Origin of the sequence: Pseudomonas nicosulfuronedens (genome assembly GCF_005877905.1) — a bacterium.
GTDB classification, from domain to species: Bacteria; Pseudomonadota; Gammaproteobacteria; order Pseudomonadales; family Pseudomonadaceae; genus Pseudomonas; species Pseudomonas nicosulfuronedens.
Genome location: NZ_SWDV01000011.1, coordinates 136,118 through 158,955, shown reverse-complemented (window position 1 = coordinate 158,955; position 22,838 = coordinate 136,118). Strand labels below are relative to the sequence as shown.

The 22,838-nt window shown below is 65.3% G+C and carries 23 protein-coding genes; 10 read left to right on the top strand and 13 right to left on the bottom strand.

The window, feature by feature from the left end:
* Nucleotides 1–13: 13 nt before the first annotated feature.
* Both FAS41_RS11420 and FAS41_RS11415 read right to left on the bottom strand, forming a co-directional pair.
* On the bottom strand, nucleotides 14–469 hold the full coding sequence (locus FAS41_RS11420) for a glycine zipper 2TM domain-containing protein (RefSeq protein ID WP_138522244.1): 456 nt from the start codon (nucleotides 467–469) through the stop codon (nucleotides 14–16).
* A 305-nt stretch (nucleotides 470–774) separates the two neighbouring features.
* Nucleotides 775–1,650, bottom strand: coding sequence for a LysR substrate-binding domain-containing protein (locus tag FAS41_RS11415; RefSeq protein ID WP_138522242.1), 876 nt, complete (start codon nucleotides 1,648–1,650; stop codon nucleotides 775–777).
* 266 nt (nucleotides 1,651–1,916) lie between these two features.
* Between FAS41_RS11415 and FAS41_RS11410 the strand changes: the two genes are divergently transcribed.
* The 3 genes from FAS41_RS11410 to FAS41_RS11400 all read left to right on the top strand — a co-directional run bounded on the left by FAS41_RS11410 (nucleotide 1,917) and on the right by FAS41_RS11400 (nucleotide 3,434).
* Complete coding sequence (locus tag FAS41_RS11410; protein WP_138522240.1) at nucleotides 1,917–2,498, top strand: DJ-1/PfpI family protein; 582 nt, start codon at nucleotides 1,917–1,919, stop codon at nucleotides 2,496–2,498.
* 33 nt (nucleotides 2,499–2,531) lie between these two features.
* Nucleotides 2,532–2,837, top strand: a complete 306-nt coding sequence (locus FAS41_RS11405; RefSeq protein WP_138522238.1) for a ribbon-helix-helix domain-containing protein — start codon at nucleotides 2,532–2,534, stop codon at nucleotides 2,835–2,837.
* 96 nt (nucleotides 2,838–2,933) lie between these two features.
* Nucleotides 2,934–3,434, top strand: coding sequence for a hypothetical protein (locus FAS41_RS11400; protein WP_138522236.1), 501 nt, complete (start codon nucleotides 2,934–2,936; stop codon nucleotides 3,432–3,434).
* Nucleotides 3,435–3,498: 64 nt separating this feature from the next.
* Here the strand turns inward: FAS41_RS11400 and FAS41_RS11395 are convergent, their stop codons facing one another.
* Nucleotides 3,499–5,022, bottom strand: a complete 1,524-nt coding sequence (locus FAS41_RS11395; RefSeq protein ID WP_054908611.1) for a fumarate hydratase — start codon at nucleotides 5,020–5,022, stop codon at nucleotides 3,499–3,501.
* Nucleotides 5,023–5,275: 253 nt separating this feature from the next.
* Here FAS41_RS11395 and FAS41_RS11390 point away from each other — a divergent pair, with 253 nt between their 5' ends.
* Genes FAS41_RS11390 through FAS41_RS11380 form a run of 3 tightly spaced genes read left to right on the top strand, consistent with a single transcriptional unit; the run spans nucleotide 5,276 to nucleotide 8,145 of the window.
* Nucleotides 5,276–6,403 carry a GGDEF domain-containing protein gene (locus tag FAS41_RS11390; protein WP_138522234.1) on the top strand — a complete coding sequence of 376 codons (1,128 nt, stop codon included), beginning with the start codon at nucleotides 5,276–5,278 and terminating at the stop codon, nucleotides 6,401–6,403.
* Entirely contained in the window at nucleotides 6,396–7,334 is a 939-nt protein-coding gene (locus FAS41_RS11385) for an iron-sulfur-binding ferredoxin reductase (RefSeq protein ID WP_138522232.1), read from the top strand. The genes FAS41_RS11390 and FAS41_RS11385 overlap by 8 nt, the downstream gene beginning before the upstream one ends.
* Nucleotides 7,335–7,371: 37 nt before the next feature.
* Nucleotides 7,372–8,145, top strand: a complete 774-nt coding sequence (locus FAS41_RS11380; protein WP_138522230.1) for an enoyl-CoA hydratase-related protein — start codon at nucleotides 7,372–7,374, stop codon at nucleotides 8,143–8,145.
* 402 nt (nucleotides 8,146–8,547) lie between these two features.
* On the opposite strand, the gene pyk is transcribed toward FAS41_RS11380, so the two are convergent.
* The 3 genes from pyk to FAS41_RS11365 all read right to left on the bottom strand — a co-directional run bounded on the left by pyk (nucleotide 8,548) and on the right by FAS41_RS11365 (nucleotide 11,935).
* Entirely contained in the window at nucleotides 8,548–9,999 is a 1,452-nt protein-coding gene (gene pyk, locus FAS41_RS11375) for a pyruvate kinase (protein WP_138522228.1), read from the bottom strand.
* Between the two features lie 93 nt (nucleotides 10,000–10,092).
* Nucleotides 10,093–11,010, bottom strand: coding sequence for a universal stress protein (locus tag FAS41_RS11370; RefSeq protein ID WP_138522226.1), 918 nt, complete (start codon nucleotides 11,008–11,010; stop codon nucleotides 10,093–10,095).
* A gap of 100 nt (nucleotides 11,011–11,110) precedes the next feature.
* On the bottom strand, nucleotides 11,111–11,935 hold the full coding sequence (locus FAS41_RS11365; RefSeq protein ID WP_138522224.1) for an outer membrane protein assembly factor BamD: 825 nt from the start codon (nucleotides 11,933–11,935) through the stop codon (nucleotides 11,111–11,113).
* Between the two features lie 99 nt (nucleotides 11,936–12,034).
* On the opposite strand from FAS41_RS11365, the gene FAS41_RS11360 reads away from it, so the two are divergent.
* The 3 genes from FAS41_RS11360 (at nucleotide 12,035) to FAS41_RS11350 (ending at nucleotide 13,321) form a co-directional block, all read left to right on the top strand.
* Entirely contained in the window at nucleotides 12,035–12,403 is a 369-nt protein-coding gene (locus FAS41_RS11360; protein WP_024762630.1) for a lipoprotein, read from the top strand.
* Nucleotides 12,404–12,478: 75 nt separating this feature from the next.
* On the top strand, nucleotides 12,479–12,901 hold the full coding sequence (locus FAS41_RS11355) for a DUF4124 domain-containing protein (protein WP_138522222.1): 423 nt from the start codon (nucleotides 12,479–12,481) through the stop codon (nucleotides 12,899–12,901).
* 60 nt (nucleotides 12,902–12,961) lie between these two features.
* Nucleotides 12,962–13,321, top strand: coding sequence for a PilZ domain-containing protein (locus FAS41_RS11350; RefSeq protein WP_138522220.1), 360 nt, complete (start codon nucleotides 12,962–12,964; stop codon nucleotides 13,319–13,321).
* 71 nt (nucleotides 13,322–13,392) lie between these two features.
* Here the strand turns inward: FAS41_RS11350 and FAS41_RS11345 are convergent, their stop codons facing one another.
* From FAS41_RS11345 to FAS41_RS11315, 7 genes are all read right to left on the bottom strand, one after another.
* Nucleotides 13,393–14,721, bottom strand: coding sequence for a DUF58 domain-containing protein (locus FAS41_RS11345; RefSeq protein WP_138522218.1), 1,329 nt, complete (start codon nucleotides 14,719–14,721; stop codon nucleotides 13,393–13,395).
* A complete protein-coding gene (locus FAS41_RS11340; RefSeq protein ID WP_138522217.1) occupies nucleotides 14,718–15,728 on the bottom strand; it encodes an AAA family ATPase in 1,011 nt (336 codons plus the stop codon). The genes FAS41_RS11345 and FAS41_RS11340 overlap by 4 nt, the downstream gene beginning before the upstream one ends.
* Nucleotides 15,725–17,011 (bottom strand): DUF4350 domain-containing protein, encoded by a 1,287-nt coding sequence (locus FAS41_RS11335; protein WP_138522215.1) that lies wholly within the window; start codon nucleotides 17,009–17,011, stop codon nucleotides 15,725–15,727. Before FAS41_RS11335 ends, FAS41_RS11340 begins: the two co-directional genes overlap by 4 nt.
* Nucleotides 17,008–18,603 carry a DUF4129 domain-containing protein gene (locus FAS41_RS11330; RefSeq protein ID WP_138522213.1) on the bottom strand — a complete coding sequence of 532 codons (1,596 nt, stop codon included), beginning with the start codon at nucleotides 18,601–18,603 and terminating at the stop codon, nucleotides 17,008–17,010. Before FAS41_RS11330 ends, FAS41_RS11335 begins: the two co-directional genes overlap by 4 nt.
* Entirely contained in the window at nucleotides 18,590–19,576 is a 987-nt protein-coding gene (locus FAS41_RS11325; RefSeq protein ID WP_138522211.1) for a stage II sporulation protein M, read from the bottom strand. Before FAS41_RS11325 ends, FAS41_RS11330 begins: the two co-directional genes overlap by 14 nt.
* Nucleotides 19,573–20,310 (bottom strand): RDD family protein, encoded by a 738-nt coding sequence (locus FAS41_RS11320; protein WP_246084861.1) that lies wholly within the window; start codon nucleotides 20,308–20,310, stop codon nucleotides 19,573–19,575. Before FAS41_RS11320 ends, FAS41_RS11325 begins: the two co-directional genes overlap by 4 nt.
* An 88-nt stretch (nucleotides 20,311–20,398) precedes the next feature.
* The gene (locus FAS41_RS11315; protein ID WP_138522209.1) at nucleotides 20,399–21,214 is read right to left on the bottom strand and encodes a DUF975 family protein; all 816 of its coding nucleotides are present in this window, start codon (nucleotides 21,212–21,214) and stop codon (nucleotides 20,399–20,401) included.
* A 141-nt stretch (nucleotides 21,215–21,355) separates the two neighbouring features.
* Here FAS41_RS11315 and sbcB point away from each other — a divergent pair, with 141 nt between their 5' ends.
* Nucleotides 21,356–22,786, top strand: a complete 1,431-nt coding sequence (gene sbcB / locus FAS41_RS11310; protein ID WP_138522207.1) for an exodeoxyribonuclease I — start codon at nucleotides 21,356–21,358, stop codon at nucleotides 22,784–22,786.
* The last annotated feature ends 52 nt before the right edge of the window (nucleotides 22,787–22,838 follow it).

Here is a 22,838-nt window from a genome sequence, read left to right as displayed (position 1 = left end):
GCGCCTCTGGTTATCAGCTCTGGGGCACTACACGCGCGCCGTTGCCACTCCCCTCGATGTACACCGCCATACCCTGACCGAGGCTGGGGTTGACCGGCTGGGTCACCGAAACCAGCACTCCGCTACGCATGCGTACGATGATCTGCTGGGCTTCCCTGGGTTGGTCGTAGTGTTTCTTTTCCTCGTAGTTGCCACTCAACGCCCCGCCCAGAGCGCCGGCAACCATCGCCACATCCCGGCCCGTGCCGCGGCCAACCAGGCTGCCCAGCGCGGCGCCGCCGACGCCGCCGAGCACGGCACCCACGCCGCTGTCGTGGTTGGTCTGCATCTGCGTCAGGGTAATTTGCTCGATGCGGCCGGTACGGATTTCCACCTCGCCGGGCCCGCCGTCGTTGGCATCCACCGTTGCACAAGCGCTGAGGGAGAGGGCGAGCAGGGCACCGGCGAGCCAGGATGTTGCTGGTTTCATTGATCTGTACCTCGAAGATGGGGATCTATGGCAGGCGCGCCTTCATTGGCACGCCGGGTTTCCGAGGTTAAGGGGAAGTTTCCGAGGCTGCTGCGGGGGGCGATGAGTACAGGAAATGTCGCGGCAGACTCTAGGACGCTTCTGGTAGTCCGGGTCCTGTCGCCGCGTCAAGAATGGGGCGCACGCCGATCGGGGTATGCGGCAGAGGCTGATCGAGGGGCTCCGTACTCCTGCCTCTGCCTTGAGCCAGGTCCTGGTTATTCCGTGAGTCAGGACCTGGCTTTTTTATTCTGGCGAAAGATATCTCATGGGTTACGTTCCACATTCAGCCAGTGCTGAAATCGCTCCACCTTCGACAGTCCCATCTTGTCAGTGGCGATATCCAGCCAGTAGCCGTAGGGGCCGACCACCTCGACCGGAGTGATGGGCAGGAGGCTGCCATTGGCCAATTCTCTTTCGATCATCTGACGGTCGATCACTGCAAGACCGCCCCCGGCCAGAGCTGTGTGGATGACCTGGTCGAGGGTGCTGAACTCGATTCCGCTGGCGGCATCGACGTCGTTGCGGCCAACTGCTTCGAGCCAGTTTTCCCAGACCCGCAGGCGCTTGCCCTCGTGCAGGATGTGCAGCAGCGGATGGTCATGCAGTTCTGGCGGTCGTTCGCCGTCGAACAGCTCCGGGCTCGCCACGGCGATGTGGCGCTCCATCACCAGCAGCTCGCTATGGCAGTGGGTGGCCTGCTCCAGACCGAAGCGGATGCGGCAATCCAGTTCGCCGGCGCTGTCGTCGCCCTGCTGGTTGGTGATGCTCAGGCTGATGTCCGGATAGCGCTTGAGGAAGCTGCGCAGCCGCGGCGATAGCCAGCGGGTACCCCAGGTCGGTGGTGCGAGGATGCGCAGGCGTTGGCGCAGGTTCGGTACGCGCACGGCCTGCAGGGCGCGCTCCATCTGGTCGAAGGCCTCGCCAAGGTGCGGGGCGAGGGCGCTACCGGCTTCGGTCAGGGTCAGGCCACGGGGGGTGCGTAGGAAAAGGCTGATTCCGAGGTATTCCTCCAGTTGCTTGATCTGCCGGCTGACGGCTCCCTGGGTGACGTTCAAGGCCTCGGCCGCACGATTGAAACTGCGGTGGTGGGCCACTTCTTCGAAAACGCGGAGCATGGTCAAGGGCGGCAGATTACGCATGGCGGGGCCATCCGGAGGGGCGCGTGAGGCGCGGATTTTTTGCCGATTCTAGCTGTGCTGCCGGTAGCGGAACATGTGTTTGTCTGGCGCTTCCTGAGTTGTGTCGGGACACTTTGACTTGCAATGGTGCAGGGCCCTGGGTGGAGTCGCCGGCTTTCGAGCGCGTGGCCGTGTAGTAGCGGCGTAATACCCGCTGCCCGCGCGACTGACTAAGCTCTCCCGCATGCCCGGCCACCTTGGCCGGGCCCTGCCGGGAGGATGCCCAGATGGCCGCGAAGAAGATCCTGATGCTGGTCGGCGACTACGCCGAAGACTACGAAACCATGGTGCCGTTCCAGGCCCTGCTGATGGTCGGACACACCGTCCATGCGGTCTGCCCGGACAAGAAGGCCGGCCAGAGCATCCGCACCGCCATCCACGATTTCGAAGGCGACCAGACCTACAGCGAGAAGCCGGGTCACAACTTCGCCCTCAACGCCAACTTCGCCGATGTGCGCGCCGAAGACTACGACGCACTGCTGATTCCCGGCGGCCGAGCTCCGGAATACTTGCGCCTGAATACGAAAGTGATCGAGCTGGTGAAAGCCTTCGACGCGGCGAAGAAGCCCATCGCCGCCGTTTGCCACGGTGCCCAGCTGCTGGCTGCTGCCGGCGTGCTCAAGGGCCGCTCCTGCAGCGCCTATCCGGCCTGCGGCCCGGAAGTGACCCTGGCCGGTGGCGAGTACGTGGACATCCCCGTGGACGCGGCCCATGTCGATGGCAACCTGGTTACCGCCCCGGCCTGGCCGGCGCACCCGGCGTGGCTGGCGAAGTTCCTCGAGGTACTGGGTACGAAGATCAGCCTGTAGACTGGCCCGACATCGAAGCTGGAGAAGCCGTTCATGTGCGAACTCTACGTCAAGGCCGACCCGATTCTCTACGAGTCGCGCTCCCGCTCGCTGCGTATCCGTGGCGTGGTCACCACGCTGCGCCTGGAGAACCAGTTCTGGGACATCCTGCGCGAGATTGCCGAGGTGGACGGCATGACCACCAACCAGCTGATCACCAAGCTCTACGACGAGGTGATGGATTACCGCGGGGAGGTGGTGAACTTCGCTTCCTTCCTGCGGGTGAGCTGCACGCGCTTCCTGGCGCAGCGCCGTGACAAGGTGACGGAGCTGAGTCTGGTGACGCGCAGCGCGTCCTGATTCAGCTTCCTCGCACGGTGATTGCCGAATAGTCCGATCCCGGAAGCTGGCGCGGTCTTCCTAGACTGCTGCGTTGCCAGTTTCCGGGAGTTTCCCATGTCATCCAGTATCCGCTCATTGCTCCTCTCAGCTCTGCTGGCGGGAGGCATTGTCGGGCTATCGATCGCTGAGCCCAACTCCGCGGAGCGTGAGGCCATCGTGGCCTATCAGCAGAATGCCTTCATCGAGCAGTTGCGCGACATCCATGAGTCCGCCGGTTTTGCCGTCCCCGTCGAAGTGGACTGGGAGAGTATCGCCCTGCCGGGGCAGGCCGCTCATTACGCAGCCGAGGATTATTGGACCAACGTGTACTTCGTACCGTTGGCCGAGGCACTGGAAATGCTGACTTCCTATGACCAGGGGCGGCAGGCAGTGCAGGGCAAGCTGAAGCGAGTCGTTGTCCGCTATGACGCCAGCCAGGCTTCGACGAGCGATTACCACAGCAAAGTGGCACTGGAGTCGGGTGTGCTGAACATCAACTTCAAGCCGGCATCAGCGGCCGAGCAGATCGAAGAACGTACCGAGGCCATCCAGTCGAGCCTGGAAACCTTGCTCTGAGTCTAGCGAGCATGAAAAAGCCCGGCACAGGGCCGGGCTTTTTCAGGGAGCGGTCACGCAGTGATTACTGCACTTCCACCGCCAGGTTCTCGGCGATCTTCTTCTGCCAGATGGCCGGACCGGTGATGTGCACCGACTCGCCGTTGGTGTCGACCGCAACGGTCACCGGCATGTCTTTGACTTCGAACTCGTAGATCGCTTCCATGCCCAGTTCGGCGAAGGCCAGGACCTTGGACTTCTTGATCGCCTGGGCGACCAGGTAGGCGGCGCCGCCCACGGCCATCAGGTAGACGGCCTTGTTGTCCTTGATCGCTTCGATGGCGATGGGGCCGCGCTCGGACTTGCCGATCATGCCCAGCAGACCGGTCTGCTCGAGGATCTGGCGGGTGAACTTGTCCATGCGGGTCGCGGTGGTCGGGCCAGCCGGGCCAACCACTTCGTCACCGACCGGATCGACCGGGCCGACGTAGTAGATGAAGCGACCCTTGAGGTCCACCGGCAGCTCTTCGCCCTTGTTCAGCATGTCGACCATGCGCTTGTGCGCGGCGTCGCGGCCGGTGAGCATCTTGCCGTTGAGCAGGATGGTCTCGCCCGGCTTCCAGCTCTGCACTTCTTCCGGGGTGATGCTGTCGAGGTTGACGCGGCGCGCGGACGGGCCGGCTTCCCAGACGATTTCCGGGTAGGCGTCCAGGGACGGCGCTTCCAGTTCGGCCGGGCCGGAACCGTCGAGCACGAAGTGCGCGTGGCGGGTGGCGGCGCAGTTGGGGATCATGCAGACCGGCAGCGAGGCGGCGTGGGTCGGGTAGTCCATGATCTTCACGTCGAGCACGGTGGTCAGGCCGCCCAGGCCCTGGGCGCCGATGCCCAGCTGGTTGACCTTCTCGAACAGCTCGAGGCGCATTTCCTCGATCTTGTTCTGCGGGCCGCGGGCCTTCAGTTCGTGGATGTCGATTTCGTCCATCAGGACTTCCTTCGCCATCACCGCGGCTTTCTCGGCGGTACCGCCGATGCCGATGCCGAGCATGCCCGGCGGGCACCAGCCGGCACCCATGGTCGGAACGGTCTTCAGCACCCAGTCGACGATGGAGTCGGACGGGTTGAGCATGGCCATCTTCGACTTGTTCTCGGAGCCGCCGCCCTTGGCCGCGACGTCCACTTCCACGGTGTTGCCGGGGACGATGGAGTAGTGGATCACCGCCGGGGTGTTGTCCTTGGTGTTCTTACGCGCGCCGGCCGGGTCGGCCAGGATGGAGGCGCGCAGGACGTTTTCCGGCAGGTTGTAGGCGCGACGTACGCCTTCGTTGATCATGTCGTCGACGCTCATGGTGGCGCCGGCCCAGCTCACGTCCATGCCGACGCGGACGAACACGGTGACGATACCGGTGTCCTGGCAGATCGGGCGGTGGCCGGTGGCGCACATGCGCGAGTTGATCAGGATCTGCGCCATCGAGTCCCGGGCAGCCGGCGATTCTTCGCGCAGGTAGGCCTCATGCATGGCCTGGATGAAATCAACCGGGTGGTAGTAGGAGATGAACTGCAGGGCATCGGCGACGCTCTGGATCAGGTCGTCTTGCTTGATCACGGCCATGGAGCACGGTCCTCTTCAGGCGGGGTAAGACAGGCTTCTAGCCTGTTACATCAGGGGTTCGCCGACACGGCTGCGGCGAAAAAAGGCGCCATAGTATAGCGCTGAGGTCGCTTGCCGCGCACTTGCCAGTGATCCGACCTTGGTCCCAGATGGGCTCTGCTCCTGGTAACGGCTGCCCACATTCCGATCGGCTAGGCACTGAGGCGCTTTGATAGTAGAGTGAAGGCCAGGTGCCATTACGGGACGGAGCCCCATGAGCACGCTGAAACCACCTCTGAAGCAGCACGCCTTACAAAAACTACTCATCAGGCGATTCGGCATGGCCCTCGGGACCTATGCGCTGGCGCTTCTGTTGTTGTGGTTGGCCGTGTTCGGCGAGTTCTACCGCGCCCCCGTCAGCTTTGCCCTGACGTGCACGCTGCTGGTCGCCGGCAGTCAGCTGGTGTTCGCCTGGCTGTTCTTCAGCGGGCGCAACCAGCGTTTCACCGACCCGAGCATGACCGAGCCGCAGGTGCTGGTGGCAGTGGTCTGGAATACCCTGTTCCTGGCCAACGTCGATACTGCACGCGGCACGCTGATGGTGCTCTACGTGCTGATCCTGCTGTTCGGCGTGTTCCAGTTGCAGCCACGGGTATTTGCCCGTTGCGCCGCACTGGCGTTCATTGCCTTTGCCGGCCTGAACCTCCACGAAGCCTTCCAGCAGCGCCTGCAACTGCCGGCCCAGGCCGTGCTGCAGTTGCTGGTGCTGTTCATCGTGCTCACCTGGCTGAGCCTGTTTGCCGGCTACGTGCAGTCGCTGCGCCAACGCATGCGCCAGCGCCGGTATGCGCTGCAGGCTCACCAGGACACCCTGCGCGGCATGATGCGCCAGCTGGAGGACCTGGTGGCGACCGACGAACTCACCGGGCTGTTCAATCGCCGGCACTTCATTCGTCTGGCCGGCCGTGCGCTGGAAGAAATGCGTGATGGCCAGCGCCACGGCCTGGCGCTGATCGACCTGGATCACTTCAAGCGGATCAACGACGTTCACGGCCACGCCGCCGGTGACCGTGTACTGCAGACCTTCGCGGCTGTGGCTCGGGCCTGCCTGCGCGAAGGCGACGTGCTGGCGCGTTATGGCGGCGAGGAGTTCGTCCTGCTGCTGCCCAACGCCGATGCCGATCGCCTGACCACCTGCTGTGAACGCCTGCGGCTGGCCTATTCGGCGGCGGAGCCGGTGGGGGTGAACATTGAAGTGCTCAGCCTCTCGGCGGGTATGACGCTGCTCGACGCCGACGATGATCTCGACGAGGCCTTGCAACGGGCCGACCAGGCGCTCTACCGTGCGAAACGCAGCGGACGCAACCGCTGCGATGCCGCATGGGAGTGGACGCGTGCCTGAAATACAGGCCGGATCGCAACGCTTTTCGGTAAGCCCCGGAGTCAACCTGCTCGATGCCTTGCGCGGGGCCGGCATTGCCGTGCCCTACAGCTGCCGGGCCGGCAGTTGTCATGCCTGCCTGGTGCGCTGCATCCGCGGCGAAGTGCTGGATGCCTTGCCTGAGGCACTGGATAGCGCCCGGCACGAAGCAGGCTGGCGACTATCCTGCCAGTGCCGGGTGATCGAGGACCTTTCGGTGGAGGCTTTCGATCCCCTGCGCGATGGTCTGCCCGCTACGGTCACTGAGCTGGATTGGCTGGCGCCGGACGTGCTGCGCCTGCGCCTCACCCCGCAGCGCCCGCTGCGCTACGGCCCCGGACAGCACCTGATTCTCTGGAGTGGCGAAGGCGTCGCGCGGCCCTATTCCCTGGCCAGCGTACCGGGGCTCGATCCCTGGCTGGAGTTTCACATCGACTGCCGTGAGCGCGGCGCCTTCGCTGATTTCGCCCGTGGCCTGAAGGTCGGCGATGGGCTGCGCCTGGGCGAACTGCGTGGCGGCGCGCTGCACTACGACCCGGAATGGCATGGGCGGCCGCTGCTGCTGATGGCTTCTGGCACTGGCCTGGCGCCGCTCTGGGGGGTGCTGCGCGAAGCGCTGCGGCAGCATCACAGCGGGCCGATCCGCGTCATTCACCAGGCCCATGACCACGCTGGCCACTATCTGGCCGAGCCCCTGCAATCCCTGGCCGCCAGCCATCCGGAGCTGGACGTGACGCTGATGACCACGGCCGAGTCGGCCGAGGTTTTGGCGCAACTCCGGCTTGTTTCGCGGCGAACCCTCGCCTTACTCTGCGGCCATCCCGCCAGCGTCGATGCTTTCGCCCGCCGCCTTTATCTCTGCGGCGTGCCCCGTGGCCAGACGCTGGCCGACCGGTTCCTGCCTCACGCCTGAACCGGTCCCCACCCCTCAATAAGAACAAGGAATTGCCATGAGCGAACAGATTCTCATCGAGCGCGAAGAGGGCCTGCTGACCCTGCGCCTGAACCGTCCGGATAAGATGAACGCGCTGACCCGCACCATGTACGCGGGCCTCGCCGATGCCCTGGAAGCGGCGCAGGAGGATCGTTCGGTGCGCGTGGTGCTGATCACCGGCAACGCCGAGTGCTTCACCAGCGGCAATGACATCGTCGACTTCCTCCAGGAGCCGCCGAGCGGCCCGGACAGCGCGGTGTTCCGTTTCATGCGCGCGCTGATGGAGTTCACCAAGCCGGTGGTCGCCGCCGTCGCCGGCCCGGCCGTGGGTATCGGCACCACGCTGCTGCTGCATTGCGACCAGGTATTCATCGCCAAGGGCGCCAAACTGAAGATGCCTTTTGTCAACCTGGGCCTGTGCCCGGAGTTCGGCTCCAGCTTCCTGGTGCCGCGTCTGGTCGGCCCGGTGAAGGCTTCCAGCCTGTTGCTGCGCGGCGAAGGTTTCACCGGCGTGCAGGCCGTGGCCTACGGCATCGCCAATGAGGCGCTGGAAGACGGTGCGGCTGCGCTGGAGCGTGCCCGTGAGGTTTGCCAGGCCTTCCAGCAGTTGCCGCCGGCCGCGGTGGCGTTGAGCAAGCGCCTGCTGAAAGCGCCCTTCATCGAGGAACTGCGCCGCGTCGTAGCGGAAGAGGGACAGCACTTTGTGCAGCGGCTGCATTCGCCGGAAGCCCATGAAGCGCTGAGCGCCTTCACCCAGCGCCGTCAGCCGGACTTCTCGAAATTCCTCTGAGGCAGGTTGCTCACACAATCTGTGGAACGCGCTGTGGATAAGCTCTGGGGCAACCCGGCTACCTCCCGCCAGCCGTGGCCTGCAAGAGATTGAGCGGTATTTGAACGATGTTCCGCAGGTTGCCCACATAAGGTGTGGAAGGTGCTGTGGATAAGCTCTGGTGCAATCGCTGTAGGCCAGACGCCACGTGGCTTGAAGAGTCTTGAGCAAGAATTGAGCTACCAGCTGGAATCTGGCGAAGGGGCTCTTGGTAGGAGCGAGCTTGCTCGCGAACCGCTTGACGCCGTTGCTGCCGGGGCATGGTTCGCGAGCAAGCTCGCTCCTACAGGTACGGCTCTGCATTTGCGCCAGAAATGAAAAGGCCGCCTGAGGGCGGCCTTTTCTTTTTCATTTACAGCAGGATCAGGCCAGCAGGTCGCCCACGTGCAGCACCTTCATGGTGTTGGTGCCGCCCTGGGTGGTGTAGCTGTCGCCCTTGGTCAGGATCACCCAGTCGCCTTTGGTCACCACGCCACGTTGCAGCAGCGCGTCGACTGCTTCCTGGCTGACCCGCTCCGGCGGCAGGGCAGCCGGGTCGAAGGGGATGGTCTCCACGCCACGGAACAGCGCCACGCGGGCCTGGGTCTCGCGGTGCGGGGAGTAGGCGAAGATCGGCACCGAGGAACGGATGCGCGACATGATCAACGGGGTGTAACCGCTTTCGGTCAGGCAGATGATCGCCTTGACGCCCGGGAAGTGGTTGGCGGTGTACATGGTGGCCAGGGCGATGCTCTCGTCGCAGCGCTCGAAGGTCTGGCCGATACGGTGGCTGGACTTCTTGGTGGTCGGGTGCTTCTCGGCGCCGGCGCAGATGCGCGCCATGGCCTTCACCGCTTCCACCGGGTATTCGCCGGCGGCGGACTCTGCCGAGAGCATCACGGCGTCGGTGTAGTCGAGCACGGCGTTGGCCACGTCGGAGACTTCCGCACGGGTCGGCATCGGGTTGTGGATCATCGACTCCATCATCTGGGTCGCAGTGATCACGGCCTTGTTGTAGCGGCGCGCGTGCAGAATGATCTTCTTCTGGATGCCTACCAGCTCGGCATCGCCGATTTCCACGCCGAGGTCGCCACGGGCCACCATCACGGCGTCGCTGGCGCGGATCAGGCCGTCCAGGGCTTCGTCGTCGGCCACGGCTTCGGCGCGCTCGATCTTGGCTACCAGCCAGGCGGTGCCGCCGGCTTCGGTGAGCAGGCTGCGGGCGTATTCCATGTCCTTGGCGTCACGCGGGAAGGACACGGCGACGTAGTCCAGGTCCATGCTCGCGGCCAGCTTGATGTCGGCCTTGTCCTTTTCGGTCAGGGCCGGCGCGGTGAGGCCGCCGCCACGGCGGTTGATGCCTTTATGGTCGGACAGCGGGCCGCCGATGATCACTTCGCAGACCAGTTCGTCCGCCTTCACTTCCTTCACCGCCATGACCACGCGACCGTCGTCCAGCAGCAGTTCGTCGCCCACGCCGCAGTCCTTCACCAGGTCCGGGTAGTCGATGCCGACCACTTGCTGGTTGCCTTCGGTACGCGGGTGGCTGGTGGAAAAGCGGAAGGTGTCGCCGACTGCCAGTTCGATGCGCTTGTTGGTGAACTTGGCGATACGGATCTTCGGACCCTGCAGGTCGCCCAGCAGCGCCACGAAGCGGCCGTGCTTGGCGGCGATGTCGCGCACCAGCTGGGCGCGCGCGCGGTGTTCGTCGGGAGTGCCGTGGGAGAAGTTCAGACGGGCGACGTCGAGCCCGGCGAGGATCAGCTGTTCCAGGACTTCGGGGGAATTGCTGGCTGGGCCGAGGGTGGCGACGATCTTGGTGCGGCGAAGGGACATGCGGGACTCCTAGGGGAAAGCAGCGGTCAGGCCGCCGCCGAAGCGGGTCCGGAGCGGCCAGGGTGCCATCTTACTCTCTTTCAGGTGACTCTTTCAGGTCGCTGTCTCAGGCGGCCTGATCACCAGCAGGTCACATTCGACTTCCTCGAAGACCCGCTCGGCGGTCTGGCCGATCAGCGCATTGTCGAGCTGGCCACGGGCGACGGCGCCCATCAGCAACAGGTCGATGGCGTGATCCTTCACATAAGCCGGGATCACTTCCTCGGCAAAGCCCTGGCCCAATAGCGTGCGTTGGCGGTCTATCTGCGGGTAATGCGCGAGAAGGGCGTCGAAGGCTTCGCGATGATGGGCTTCGGTGCGCAGTACGTAGTTATCGTAGTTGGCCAGCAGTTCCGCATTGAAGGCCAGGGTATGCGGCAGGGCCATGTACGCGTGCAGATAGTGGGCGTCCAGTTGCAGTCGCTGCTCCAGTTCTCGGGCCACCGTGATCAGCTGGTGGTCCAGTGCGGCAGGGGCATCGCCGGCATGCAGTGGATCGACGGCGGCACACAGGTTTTTCCCGGCCCATTCGCCGTGCTGCACCAGCCACAGCGGCTGCGGGCAATGGCGGATCAGCTGCCAGTCGTTATTGGTGAGGAACAGGCGCTTGAGCAGGTTGTGGTGGTGCGCGGACTTGAGTACCAGGTCCGGTGTGCTCTGCTCGCAGTGGAGTAAGACCTGGTGGTGCAGGGATTTGCCCCAGCGCACCTGGCAATGCACATCGAGGCCGGCCCCGCGCAGTGGCGCGGCCAGCTGTTGCAGCCAGGCCAGGCGCTCGTCCAGCAGGTTGCGCTGGGCGGTATCGAGGTCGCCACGTTCCAGCAGCAAGGCGTTGTCCAGCGCCGGGTTGTACTCGCAGGCCAGCAGTTCCAGGCGCGCGCCGCAACGCTGGGCGATCCAGCGGGCGCGGGTGAGCGCGGGCTGGTCCTCGCGGCTCGGGTCGATGATGACGAGCAGGTGCTGCAGCTTCATGGCGGAGTCCTCGCTTGCTCTGCGCTCATTGCAGAGCAAGCGTAGACACTGCCGCCGGCTACGCGCCTTGACGTGGCTCAGCGGCGCGCGGGTCTTGCGATCAGTTGCGTGAGGAGGTCTGGTTCAGTGCGCGGTCCAGGTGGCGGGCGCCCTTGTCGGCCAGTTCGCCGTCGGGGAACTCGGCGAGCTGGCGGCGCAGATAGGCGATGGCCTTCTCGCGGTCCGGGTGCGGGTTGTCTGGCGCCATGTACATCAGGCCCAGTTGGTAAAGCGCCTTCTCGCGGATATCCGCCGGGATGGCCGGATCGTTGGCGCCCAGCAGGTAGAGCTGCGCGGCTTCGTCCACCCGGCCCTTGAGCACGGCGCGGCGCGACAGAAGGGTCATGTCCGGATCGAGGGTCGGCTTGTTCAGGTCGAGGTTGTATTGCGGCTGCCAGTCGGCCAGCAGCTGCCTGGCGGTCTTCTGCACTGGGTCCTTGGCGCGCTGGCCGATGATCAGTTCGCGGGCGTCGGCGTGTTCGGCAGCCTGGGTACCGGGGAACTCACGGTCGATGCGCTGGAAATACTCCAGCGCCTTCTGGTCGTTGCGCTGGTCGTTGTAGCGGCTCATGTAGATCAGGCCGATCTGGTACAGCGCGATGGCGCGCACTTCCGGGCCATAGCGGGTGTTGTCGTAGCCGGTGAGGTAGAGCTTCTCGGCATCCGCGCTCTTGCCATCGCGGATGGCCTGGGCGCTGTAGGTGAGCAGGTCGCCTTCTTCCTCCACGGCGGCGGTCATGCGCTTGTTCTTGAGTTGCTTGTACTCGGCCACTTCGCCGGTGGTGATCTGGGCGACGAACAGCGGCGTGGTGGGAGCGCAGGCGGCGAGCCAGGGCAGCAGCACGGCAAGCGGCAGGGCAGTCGACAGGGCGTGGGCGAAACGCATGGCAGCTCCTTTGCGCCAGGGCGAGGTCCACGTGAGTCTAGTGGCGGGCTACAGTACGGCCAAGACGGGCCGATACACTTCCCAACGGAGGATATGCCCATGCGAACCCTTTTCCTCGCGCTGCTGGCGCTGAGTGTTACCGGCTGCACCAGCTGGTCGATGAACTATCACCTGAACAACGCCTACCGTGCCTACAAGAGTGGCGACTGCCAACGCGTACAGCTGGAACTCTCGGAAACCGAGCGCAAGGCCCGCGCGCGGCCGTGGATCCAGCCGGAAATCTCCATGTTGCGCGGGCAGTGCCTGGAGCGCGAGAAGTTCTACGTTGATGCGGCGCAGACCTACCAGTTCATCATCGCCCGCTATCCCACCAGCGAGTATGCTTACCGGGCCAAGGCGCGGCTGGAAACGCTACGGCTCAACGGCCGCCTGCCCGGCGACTCGCGCACCTACCCGGCGACGCCCTGACCGGCGGTCGTGGGCTGACTTGAGGCGGGCCGATAGCTGGCTAATCTCATGGATGCTTCACGCAAGGAGGTAGCAATGCGCGCCCTGTGGCTTTGTGCCTGGTGTTTCCCCCTGCTGGCTTCGGCGGATATCTACCGCTGGACCGACGCTCAGGGAAAGGTGCACTTCAGCGAAACACCACCGCCGGGGGCGCAACGCGTCGAGGTCAAGCCGCAGGTCGTCGAACGTGATGCGGCGACCCGCGAGCGCGAAGAGCGTACCCGCCGCTTCTACGACGCGCGTCGAGATGAAAGCGCCGCCGCCCAGAACCAGGCAGCGGAGCAGCAGGCCAAGCTGGACCAGCAGTGCGCGAAGTGGCGCCATGACCTGGATTCGCTCAGTCATGGCGGGCGGTACTTCTCGCAGGCCAGCAGTGGTGAAAGGACTTACTACAGCGATGCACAGATCGACGCCGCTCGTCAGGCGCTTAGCGCACGACTGGCGGAAGGTTGTCGTTAGGACTGGCCCTGCCGGGGCAGCATCGTCATACTGGACGATATCTCATAGCGAAACGCCATTATGCGTCATCAACGACATATCGAGCGCCATCAGCTGCCCTACTACCTGAAGGTGTTCAACAGCATCACCGACAAACCGATGGGTTACCTGGGCAACGTGTCGCTGGATGGGCTGCTCCTGATCAGCCAGCTGCCGATGCTGGTGGGTGGCCGCTTCGAAATGCGCCTGAAGATCCCCGGGCACGACGGCAAGCTGCAACTGATCGAGTTCGCCGCCACCTGCCAGTGGTGCCGCGAGGACGTCAATCCGGGCAACTACGATTCCGGTTTCAGCCTGGTATCACCGCCGATGGAGTACGTCGAGCTGGTCGATGCGCTGCGCCGTTATTTCAGTTTTCGCCGGCAGGTGGAGTCGGTCTGAAGCGCAGGACGCGTTGACCGATCTGCACGGTGTGGGACGCCAGGGAGCCGGCGTCCGGTTATGGCGTACGGTTACAGCGCGCCAGCCTTCTTCCAGCCCAGGTAGCGGCTGATCAGCTCCGGCCCCAGCTGGCTCGGCCGCGCGTCGAGTACCGGCACGCCATGGGCCGCCAGTTTCTCGTGCAGGCCCGCCCGGGCGTTCAGGTAATCCACCGCGCCGCAGTAGGCCAGGGCCTCCTCGAAACCTTCTACCGGCGCCTGGCGCAGACGGTCCAGCACTTCTTCGCGCAGGCTCGCGACCAGCACGCGGTGCTGGCGCCCGAGGCGTTTCACCGCGGCCACCAGTTCCTCGTCATCCTCGTCGCGCAGGTTGGTCACGATCACCACCAGCGCACGGCGGCGCTGGCGTGTGAGCACGGCCTGCACGGCAGCGGGGAAGTCCGCCGGGCGCTGGCTGCTGCGCAGGTCGTAGACGCTGTTGAGCAGGGCGGTGAGCTGGGCGCTGCCCTTGGCTGGCGGCAGGTGGCGTGGCTGGTCGCCGGCGAAGGTCATCAGCCCCACCGCGTCACCCTGGCGCAATGCGACGTAGGCGAGCAGCAGGCTGGCGTTGAGCGAGTGGTCGAAGTGCGAGAGGTCGCCGTCGTGGCTGCGCATGCGCCGGCCGCAGTCGAGCAGGAAGAGAATCTGCTGGTCGCGCTCGTCCTGGTATTCGCGGGCGATGGGCGTGCGCTTGCGCGCGGTGGCCTTCCAGTCGATCTGTCGCAGCGTGTCGCCGTCGCGGAATTCGCGCAGCTGATGGAAGTCCAGGCCCAGGCCGCGACGCTGGCCGGAGCGCACGCCGATGCGATTCAGCCAGTGGTCCACGGCCATCAGTTCCGCGCCATAAAGGCGGGCGAAGTCGGGATAGACGCGGGTTTCGTCGCGCTGCTCCAGGTAGCGCCGGCCCTTCCACAGGCGCAGCGGGCTGGACAGTTCGATCTCGCAGCGCTGGAAGACGAAATGCCCACGGGACAGTGGGCGCACGCGATAACCCAGTTCGGTCTGCTCGCCGGGATGCAGCTCCACGGTCTGCGGCAGGTATTCGAAGTCCATGCCGGCGGGCAGGTGGTCGAACACCGTGATGCGTTGCGGCTGGGCGTAGCGGTGATGGAATTGCAGGCGCACCTCGCTCCAGCGGCCCAGCGGCAGGTTGCCGCTCAGCTGGCGGCGCAACTCGGGCGAGGGTGTGCGGCGCAGCCAGAGGGCATCAGCCAGCGCCAGCAGGACCAGCGCGCAAAGCGCACCCCACCAGAGGCGACCGAGCAGCGCCGAGCCCGAGTCCAGAGCCTCGGCCGCGCCCAGGGCGATGGCGATTGCCAGCAGGACGCCGAGCAGCGCGAGGAGCGCGCGCGATGGCTTCATACGCGCGGCGCCGGTACCTGGTCGAGCAGCTGTTGCAGCACCTGGTCCACCGACAGGCCTTCGATCTCCAGTTCCGGCGACAGGCGCACGCGGTGGCGCAACACGGCCAGGGCGCTGCCTTTCACATCGTCCGGAATCACGAAGTCGCCGCTGCGCAGCAGGGCACGGGCGCGGGCGCAGCGCACCAGGGCGATGGACGCACGTGGCCCGGCGCCCAGTGCCAGGCCCGGCCAGTTGCGGGTGGTGCGGGCGATTCGCACGGCGTAGTCGAGCACCTGGTCGTCGATGGGCAGGTCGGCGGCGATCTTCTGCAGGGCGAGCACGTCCTTGTCCTTGAGCAGGGCGCGCATCGGCGCCACGTCCAGCATGTCGCTGCGCGCGGAGCGGGTGACCTGGCGCACCAGGGTCTGCTCCTCGGCCTCCAGCGGGTAGTCGATGCGCAGCTTGAGCATGAAGCGGTCGAGCTCGGCCTCGGGCAGCGGGTAGGTGCCTTCCTGCTCGATGGGGTTCTGCGTGGCCAGCACCATGAATGGCTGCGGTACTGCCAGGGCGCGGCCTTCAAGGGTGACCTGGCGCTCCTGCATCACTTCCAGCAGGGCGGCCTGGGTCTTGGCCGGGGCGCGGTTGATCTCGTCGGCAAGCAGCAGGTGGGTGAATACCGGGCCCTTGCGCAGCTTGAACTGCTCGGTGGCCAGGTCGTACACGGCATGGCCGGTGACGTCGCTGGGCATCAGGTCAGGGGTGAACTGGATGCGCGCGAAGCCACCGTCGAAGCAGCGGGCGAGGGCGCGCACCAGCAGGGTCTTGCCCAGACCGGGAACGCCTTCGATGAGCACGTGGCCGCCGGCGAGCAGGGCGGTCAGCACGTCGTCGATCACGGACTGTTGGCCGATCAGGGCTTTCTGCAGTTCGTGGCGCAGCGCCTGGGCCAGCTGGCTGGCGCGCTGGCGCTGGGCAGCGGCATTGGGGGCGGTGGTGCTGGACGGTTCAGGCGTCTGTTCGCTCATAGGGCATTCCTGAGGCTTTGCAGGTGCGCGACCTGGCGGGTGAATTCGGCGACGGCCATGCGCTGTTGCGGATAGGGGCGCATGGCCTGGCTGATGGCGCTGACCGACATGCGCGTCATGCGGCCCAGAGCTTGCCATTGTTCGGCGACCGGCAGGCGGTCGAAGCCGGGCTGGCGTTGCCGCGCCCGGCGCATCACGTCACGTTGCAGACCCTGCAGCAGGGCGAGCTGGCCGCGCTGGCGGAGGATGAAGTCGGCGCTGGCGCGCAGATGTTCCTCCAGTTGCCGGCGGCTGCGATCCGGGTTGGGCTGCAGCGGGCCCTGGCGCAGGCCATTGCGCCAGAGCACCAGAACGAGCAGCAGGGCGGCGGCCAGCAGTGCCTGCGGGAAGTAGCGCGTCAGCAGGGTCATCAGGCTGGTCCCGTCGGCGCGATAGACCAGCGTGACGGCGCTGTCCTGGGTCAGGTACCAGAGCAGCCAGGCGTTGTCGTAGGAGTCGAGTTCGCCGTTCTGCCAGATCCAGTTGTCGGTCAGCACGGTGATCAGCCCCTGGCCCTGTTGCAGTTGCAGCAGGTGGGTGGAGTCGCCGCTGTTGGCCCAGGCGTAGGCAAGGTTCTTCGAATCGAACAGGTGATAGTCGGTGTCGAAGTCGATGTAGGCCGGGGCTTTCTCATTCTCCAGGTAGAGCTTGGTCAGGCTCGGGTAGGGATCCGCGTCTGCCGAATCGCTGTCGTGGGCGGCGGAAGGCTGGTCCGGATGCTCTTCTTCGTCCTGCTTGGCGGCGTTGTCCTGCGGTGGCTCTTCGGACGCATCTGCCGATTTCTCGTCGGAGGGAGCGACCTTTTCCTCATCCTTGTCTTTCAGGTCGGCGGTGAGGAACTGCTGCACGCCCAGCTGATCCAGCAACAGGTCGCCGCTCTTGCCTTCGTCTTCGTCCCACAGGCTTTCGGCGGTGACGATAAGGTGGCCCCCTCGATTGGCCCAGTCGAGCAGCCGTGCGTTCTGCGCCGGCGTGACGTTCTCGCGGGTGCCCAGCAGGATCAGGGTCTGGCCCTTGCTCGGCAGCTGGTCCAGCACTTCCATGCCGCGGGCGGTGGTGACGCGGATGCCGCGACCGCGCAGGTACATTTCTGCAGCGAGATAGGGGGTGGCGCGAGCTTCCGGGGAGGCGCCGTGTTCGACGGTCTCGGTGTAGGGCTCGAGGTTTCGGTACAGGTAGTAGCCGATGCCGCCGAGCACGAGCAGGGCGAGCAGCACCAGCAGGGCGAGGTTGCCGCGCTTCATGCCTGAACCTCGTTGCCGAACAGGTGGCGCCATTCGCTGCACAGCTGCTGCTTGAGCTCGGCCTGCGGCGCGCGGTGACCGTAGGCGAGCGCCTGCCACTGCTGGGTCAAGCTGCGGGCGAAGTTATCCAGTGGCGGATCATTGAGGTCGGCCACGCGTACCAGCACCTCGCCCTCGGTGGTCGATTCGCGCAGCGGTATGCGGAAATCGTGCAGCAGGCGGCTGAGCAGGGCGCGGTAGAGCAGTCCCAGCGCAGCGCGGGGTTGTTCGTCCCAGAGGCGCTCGGCTTCACTGGCCACGTCGCTGGGGAGGGTTTCCGGCGCCAGATCCAGCCCGAACAGCACGCTGGGGGCTTCGCGGCGCGGTTTCTGCGGCAGGCCGATGCGCCTGACGAACAGCCGCAGCCATTCGCGATAGCGCCAGATCACCAGGGCGATGACAGTGAATAGAAGTCCCCAGAGCAGCACTTCGATGCCTTGCGCGGCGAACTTGAAGGCCTTCCAGTTTCCCAGTGCCTCAAAGAAGCTCTTCAGGCGTTTGGCCTCGTCCGGGTCGGCCGGCTTCTGGTCTTTCTTGTCTTCGTGCAGGCGCCAGCTGGTGACCTTCTCGCTGTTCTTGAAGGGGGGCGCGGTGAGGATCTTTTCCGCCGCGCTGCGCGAGTCCTCGCTGTTGAGCTTCTGCTGGGTCAGCCTCGCACCCTGCGGGCCGTCGGGGTTCTGGTCAGGCAACGGACAGCTTTGGCTGGCCTTGCTGGCGGTTTCCGAGCCTGCGGCCAGCGCGTCGTCGGCCGGCAGCAGGGAGCAGGCGCCGGCCACCACCAGCAGCAGGGCATAGGCGCTGCCGATCAGACGCTGGCGCAGCCGGCGGAACACCAGTTCGATGTCCCAGGCTTCCAGCTCGGTCCGGCGGTTGAGGTAGAGGGTGAAGCCGCAAGCGACGTACACCGGTTCCCAGACGATCAGCAGCAGCGCGTAGATCAGGTTGCTGATGTGCTCCAGCCAGGCCCAGTCGCCCTCGGCGGCGCTGATCAGCGATTTCCACTCCCAGTCTTCGACCCATTGGTTGGGCAGCATCAGGTACATCAGCGTGGTCAGGCCCAGCCACAGCGCCAGTTCGAAATGCATGCCGACGATGGTCAGCCAGGTGGCGCCGCCGGCGTTGCGCTGGCCGAGTACCACCAGGCGCTGGCTGCGCGCCTGGCCCTTGAGGCCTTCGAGCTGCAGCACCGGCAGGTCGAAGCTGCGCGTCGGGCTCAGCCGGCGCCAGAGCAGACTGGGCAGCAACTGCGACTTGAGCAGGCTGGGGAAGGCCCGCAGCGCTTCCTTGAGTGTCGGCGTATCGCCGAACAGCGAGCGCGACAGGATGTACAGCGGCAGGCGCTCGAAGGCGGGCTTGAGCCACCAGAAGATCAGCACCGCCCAGCTGGAATAGTTCCACAGCAGCACGGAGAGCAGTACGAACACCGGCAGGGTGACGATCGCCCAGCTGGCCATCAACAGGCCGGCGTGCCGGCGTGCGAGCAGGATGCCGAGGTCGAGAGCCTCCCAGGCGCTGCGTGGACGGATGGCGACGCTGGCGTCAGTCAGGCGCATGACGACCCCGTCCGGCAAAGAGGAAATAACTGCCCACCAGCAACCACAGGCAGGCGCCGACGATGTACTTCACCGTCGCCGAGAACTGCGTGACGGAGGACCAGTAGCCCTCGACGAAGGCGGCGATCAGCAGCATCAGGATCACCCCGCCGATCAGTTGCACGGCGCGGGCGGCTGCCTGGCGCAGGGCTTCCAGGCGGCTCAGGCGGCCGGGAGACAGCAATGCCCAGCCGAGCTTGAGGCCGGCGGCACCGGCGAAGGTGATCGCCGTCAGTTCGAAGGCACCGTGGCCGATGACGAAGGACCAGAAGGTTTCGATGTAGCCGACCTGGGTCAGGTGGCCGGCGACCGTGCCGATCACCACGCCGTTGAACAGCAGGAAGAACAGGGTGCCGACGCAGAACAGCAGGCCGCTGGCGAAGGTCTGAAAGGCGATGCCGATGTTGTTCATGATGTAGTGGCCGAACATCTTCCAGTCATCGCCCGCATCGCGCGTGCTCATCGGGCCCAGCCGCGTGGTGTCCGGCGAGTACATCGACTCCATCTCGGACACCCGCTCCGGCGCCATGACGCTGTAGACCAGGTCGGGGAAGTGGTAGACCAGCACGCCCATCAGCAGCAGGCTGCCGTAGAACAGCAGGCTGGCGATGGCGACGCAGCGCCACTCCTCGCGTACCAGACGCGGGAAACCGGCAACCAGGAAGCCGAGGATGCGCGCACCCAGGTGGCTGCGGTGGCGGTAGAACTGCTGGTGCCCGCGCATGGCGAGCTGCTGCAGCTGGTCGATCAGGTGGCTGCTGTAGCCGCGCTCCTGGGCCAGGGCGAGCTGCTGGCAGATGCGCCGGTAGTCGGCGGCAAACTCTTCGGGCTTCTCGCTCGCTTCCTGGCGCTTGCCGCTTTCCAGTTGCTCCAGGCGCTTGGCGAAGCGCTTCCAGCCGCCCTGGTGACGCTGTTCGAAGAAAGCCTGTTTCATGGGTGACCCGTCCCGTTGCCGAGCAGGCCGCTGGCGATACGGTTCAGCCGTGCCTCCGCCTGCTCGGGCGCGATGCCCAGGGGTTGCGCGAGGATGCCGGCCAGCTCCTCACGGCGAGCAGCCGAAAGCTGCGTGCCGCGCTCGGCGAAGCTCATCAGGGCGCGCTGCTCTTCCAGGTTCAGCGGCCAGGGTGCGAGTTCGGGGGTGGTTTCCGGCACCTGCGGACGGCTTGGTGGCGGATCGCGGTAGATCACCAGGGTGCCGGCGGCGAGGTCGCCCAGGCGCTTGAACGCGGAGTTCGACAGGCAGCTGAGCAGCCCGAGTGTGTAGGCGAATGGCAGGATGTCGGCGAAGCGCAGCAGGTTGCGCAGCAGCGAGGCGGACCAGCCGATCGGTGTGCCGTCGTCGTGCACCACGCGCAGGCCCATCATCTGCTTGCCGGGCGAGCGGCCCTGGTTGAGCACTTCGAAGAGCACCATGTACCACCAGGTCATGATGAAGGTGAGGATCAGCCCAAGGCCCGTGCCCAGTTCGCCGAGGAAGGCCAGCAGCATGAACAGCGCCACCATCAGCAGAACGCGAATTCCCAGGTCGATCAGGTAGGCGAGGGCGCGGGGGACGACACCGGCAGGGCGCAGCAGCAGGTCGATGCCTTCCGGGGTCTCCACGTGGTAGCGGGTATCCAGGATGGGCGCGTGGGAAGACGCTTGGGATGAAAGGTCTGCTGGGCTCAAGGGAAACCGCTGTCGATGACGTAGGTGCCAGATGCTAGCCAGCGCGGTGCGGCGAGGCAACCGCGCTGGCAGGCTCAGGCCGATTTGATCACTTGGCCGGCGGCAGCACGCCGAAGATGGTGCGGTAGAGCACGCCGATGGCGACGATCAGCCACGGCATCACCCAGATCAGCGCGATGCCCAGGGTCAGGGTGCTGAGCATGAACAGCAGGCCGAACACCAGCAGCAGGCCGAAGACCTTGAACCAGTGCTGGGTAATGGCCTTGCGCGAGGCTTCCAGGGCAGCCCAGGGCGACAGGCCGCGCTCGACCACCAGCGGGATGGCCAGCATGTAAGCGATGCTCAGGTAGATGCCGGGCAGCACGAAGAGGAAGTAGCCGATGCAGATCAGCAGGGTGCTCAGCAGCACGCAGACCACTACCTGGAAGGTACGGCCGAAGTGGCTGAAGACTTCGTTGAAGCGCAGTGGCTGGTCGGCGGCGCGACGGATGCCGAGCATGTTCACGCCCGCCAGCAGGGGGTAGCACACGGCGGTGGCGACGAAGCTCAGGACGATGGAGCCGACGAAGAACGCGACCAGCGCGCCGACCGCCATGCCGCCGGCGGCTTCGCTGTCACCCAGCAGGCCCATGCCGGCGATCCCGGCGACGCCGACCACGGTGAGGAACAGGCTGAGCACGTTGACCAGGGCGAAGATCGCCGCATAGAAGACCACGAAACCGCCGATGATCAGGCCCTTGGTGCCCTTCGTGCGGCGCCAGGACTCGCCCAGCAATTCGTTGATGCTGAAGTTGTAGCCGCGGCTCAGCGCTTCGCTGACGGAGGGCACGGCGCCCTGGCCTGCGCCCGGTTCGAGGTTGCTCAGTGGAGCGCTATAGGGATTTTGTGCAGCGATGTCTTGCATGAGGAAAGTCCTTTCCAGTGGGTGTCCTTGCGACGCCCATCATAAAGGCGGGGGCTGGCTAGGTGCCAGCGAGGCGTTTTGGAAGTGTGGTCGGCCGCACTGTTAGACTGCGACGCACTCGCTTGCAGGCAAGGAAAAACGATGAACGCCAGCATCTTCTGGTACGACTACGAAACCACCGGTATCGACCCGCGCCGTGACCGTCCGCTGCAGGTGGCCGGCATCCGCACGGACGAGGATCTCAACGAGATCGGTGAATCGCTGAACCTCTATTGCCGGCCCAGCGACGACATCCTCCCGCACCCGGCCGCTTGCCTGGTCACCGGTATCACGCCGGATCGCCTGGAAGAGCGCGGTCTGCGCGAAGCCGAATTCATGACCCGGCTGCACGCTGAACTGGCGCAGCCGGGGACTTGTGTGGCGGGCTACAACAGCTTGCGTTTCGATGACGAGGTAACGCGCTACAGCCTGTACCGCAACTTCTTCGATCCCTACGCCCGCGAGTGGCAGGGCGGCAACAGTCGCTGGGACCTGATCGACATGGTGCGTACCGCTTACGCCCTGCGGCCGGAAGGTATCGTCTGGCCCGAGCAGGACGGTGTCGTCAGCCTCAAGCTCGAACGCCTCACCGCGGCCAACGGCATCGACCATGGGCAGGCGCACGATGCACTGTCCGACGTGCGCGCCACCATTGCTCTGGCGCGACTGGTGCGCGAACGCCAACCCAAGCTTTACGACTACCTCTATCGCCTGCGCGGCAAGCAGGGTGTGCTGGATCAGGTGCGTGTACTGCAGCCGATGGTCCATATCTCGGGCATGTTCTCCGGTGCACGGCACTATCTGTCCGTGGTGTTGCCGCTGGGCTGGCATCCTCGCAACCGCAACGCATTGATCGTCTGCGACCTGGGCGCCGACGTTTCGCCCTTGCTGGAGCTGGATGCGGAAACCCTGCGCAAGCGCCTCTACACGCGTCGTGACGAGCTGGCCGAGGGCGAGCTGCCGGTGCCGCTGAAGCTGCTGCACATCAACAAATGCCCGGTGGTGGCGCCGCTCTCCGTGTTGCGCCCGCAGGATCGTGAACGCATCGGCCTGGACCTCGACGCCTGCCTGGCGGCGGCGCGGACGCTGACCGAGGCGAAAGCGAACTGGCAGGACAAACTAGCGCCCTTGTATGCCGAGGAAAGTTTCGCCGGCAGTGAAGATCCCGAGCAGCAGTTGTATGACGGATTTATCGGCGACCGTGATCGCCGATTGTGCGAGCAGGTGCGCCAGGCCGATCCCGTGCGGTTGGCGAAAGAACAATGGCCGTTCGACGATGCGCGACTTCCCGAACTTCTCTTCCGTTATCGGGCACGCAATTTCCCGGAAACTTTGAGTGCCACGGAACAGCAACAATGGCAGGACTTCTGCCGTGCGCGCCTGAATCAGACCGAGTGGGGCGCGCCCAATACTCTGGATAACTTTGCCGCGGCAATGAGCGAGCAACTGGTCAATGCCACGCCGGCTGGCCGTCTGGTGCTGCAAGAGTGGGATAAGTATGCGCAGGTGCTGCGCGCGCGCTATAGCCTGTAGCGCCGCGCACTTTTCTGCGGCCAATAAAAAACGCCAGCGCGAAGCTGGCGTT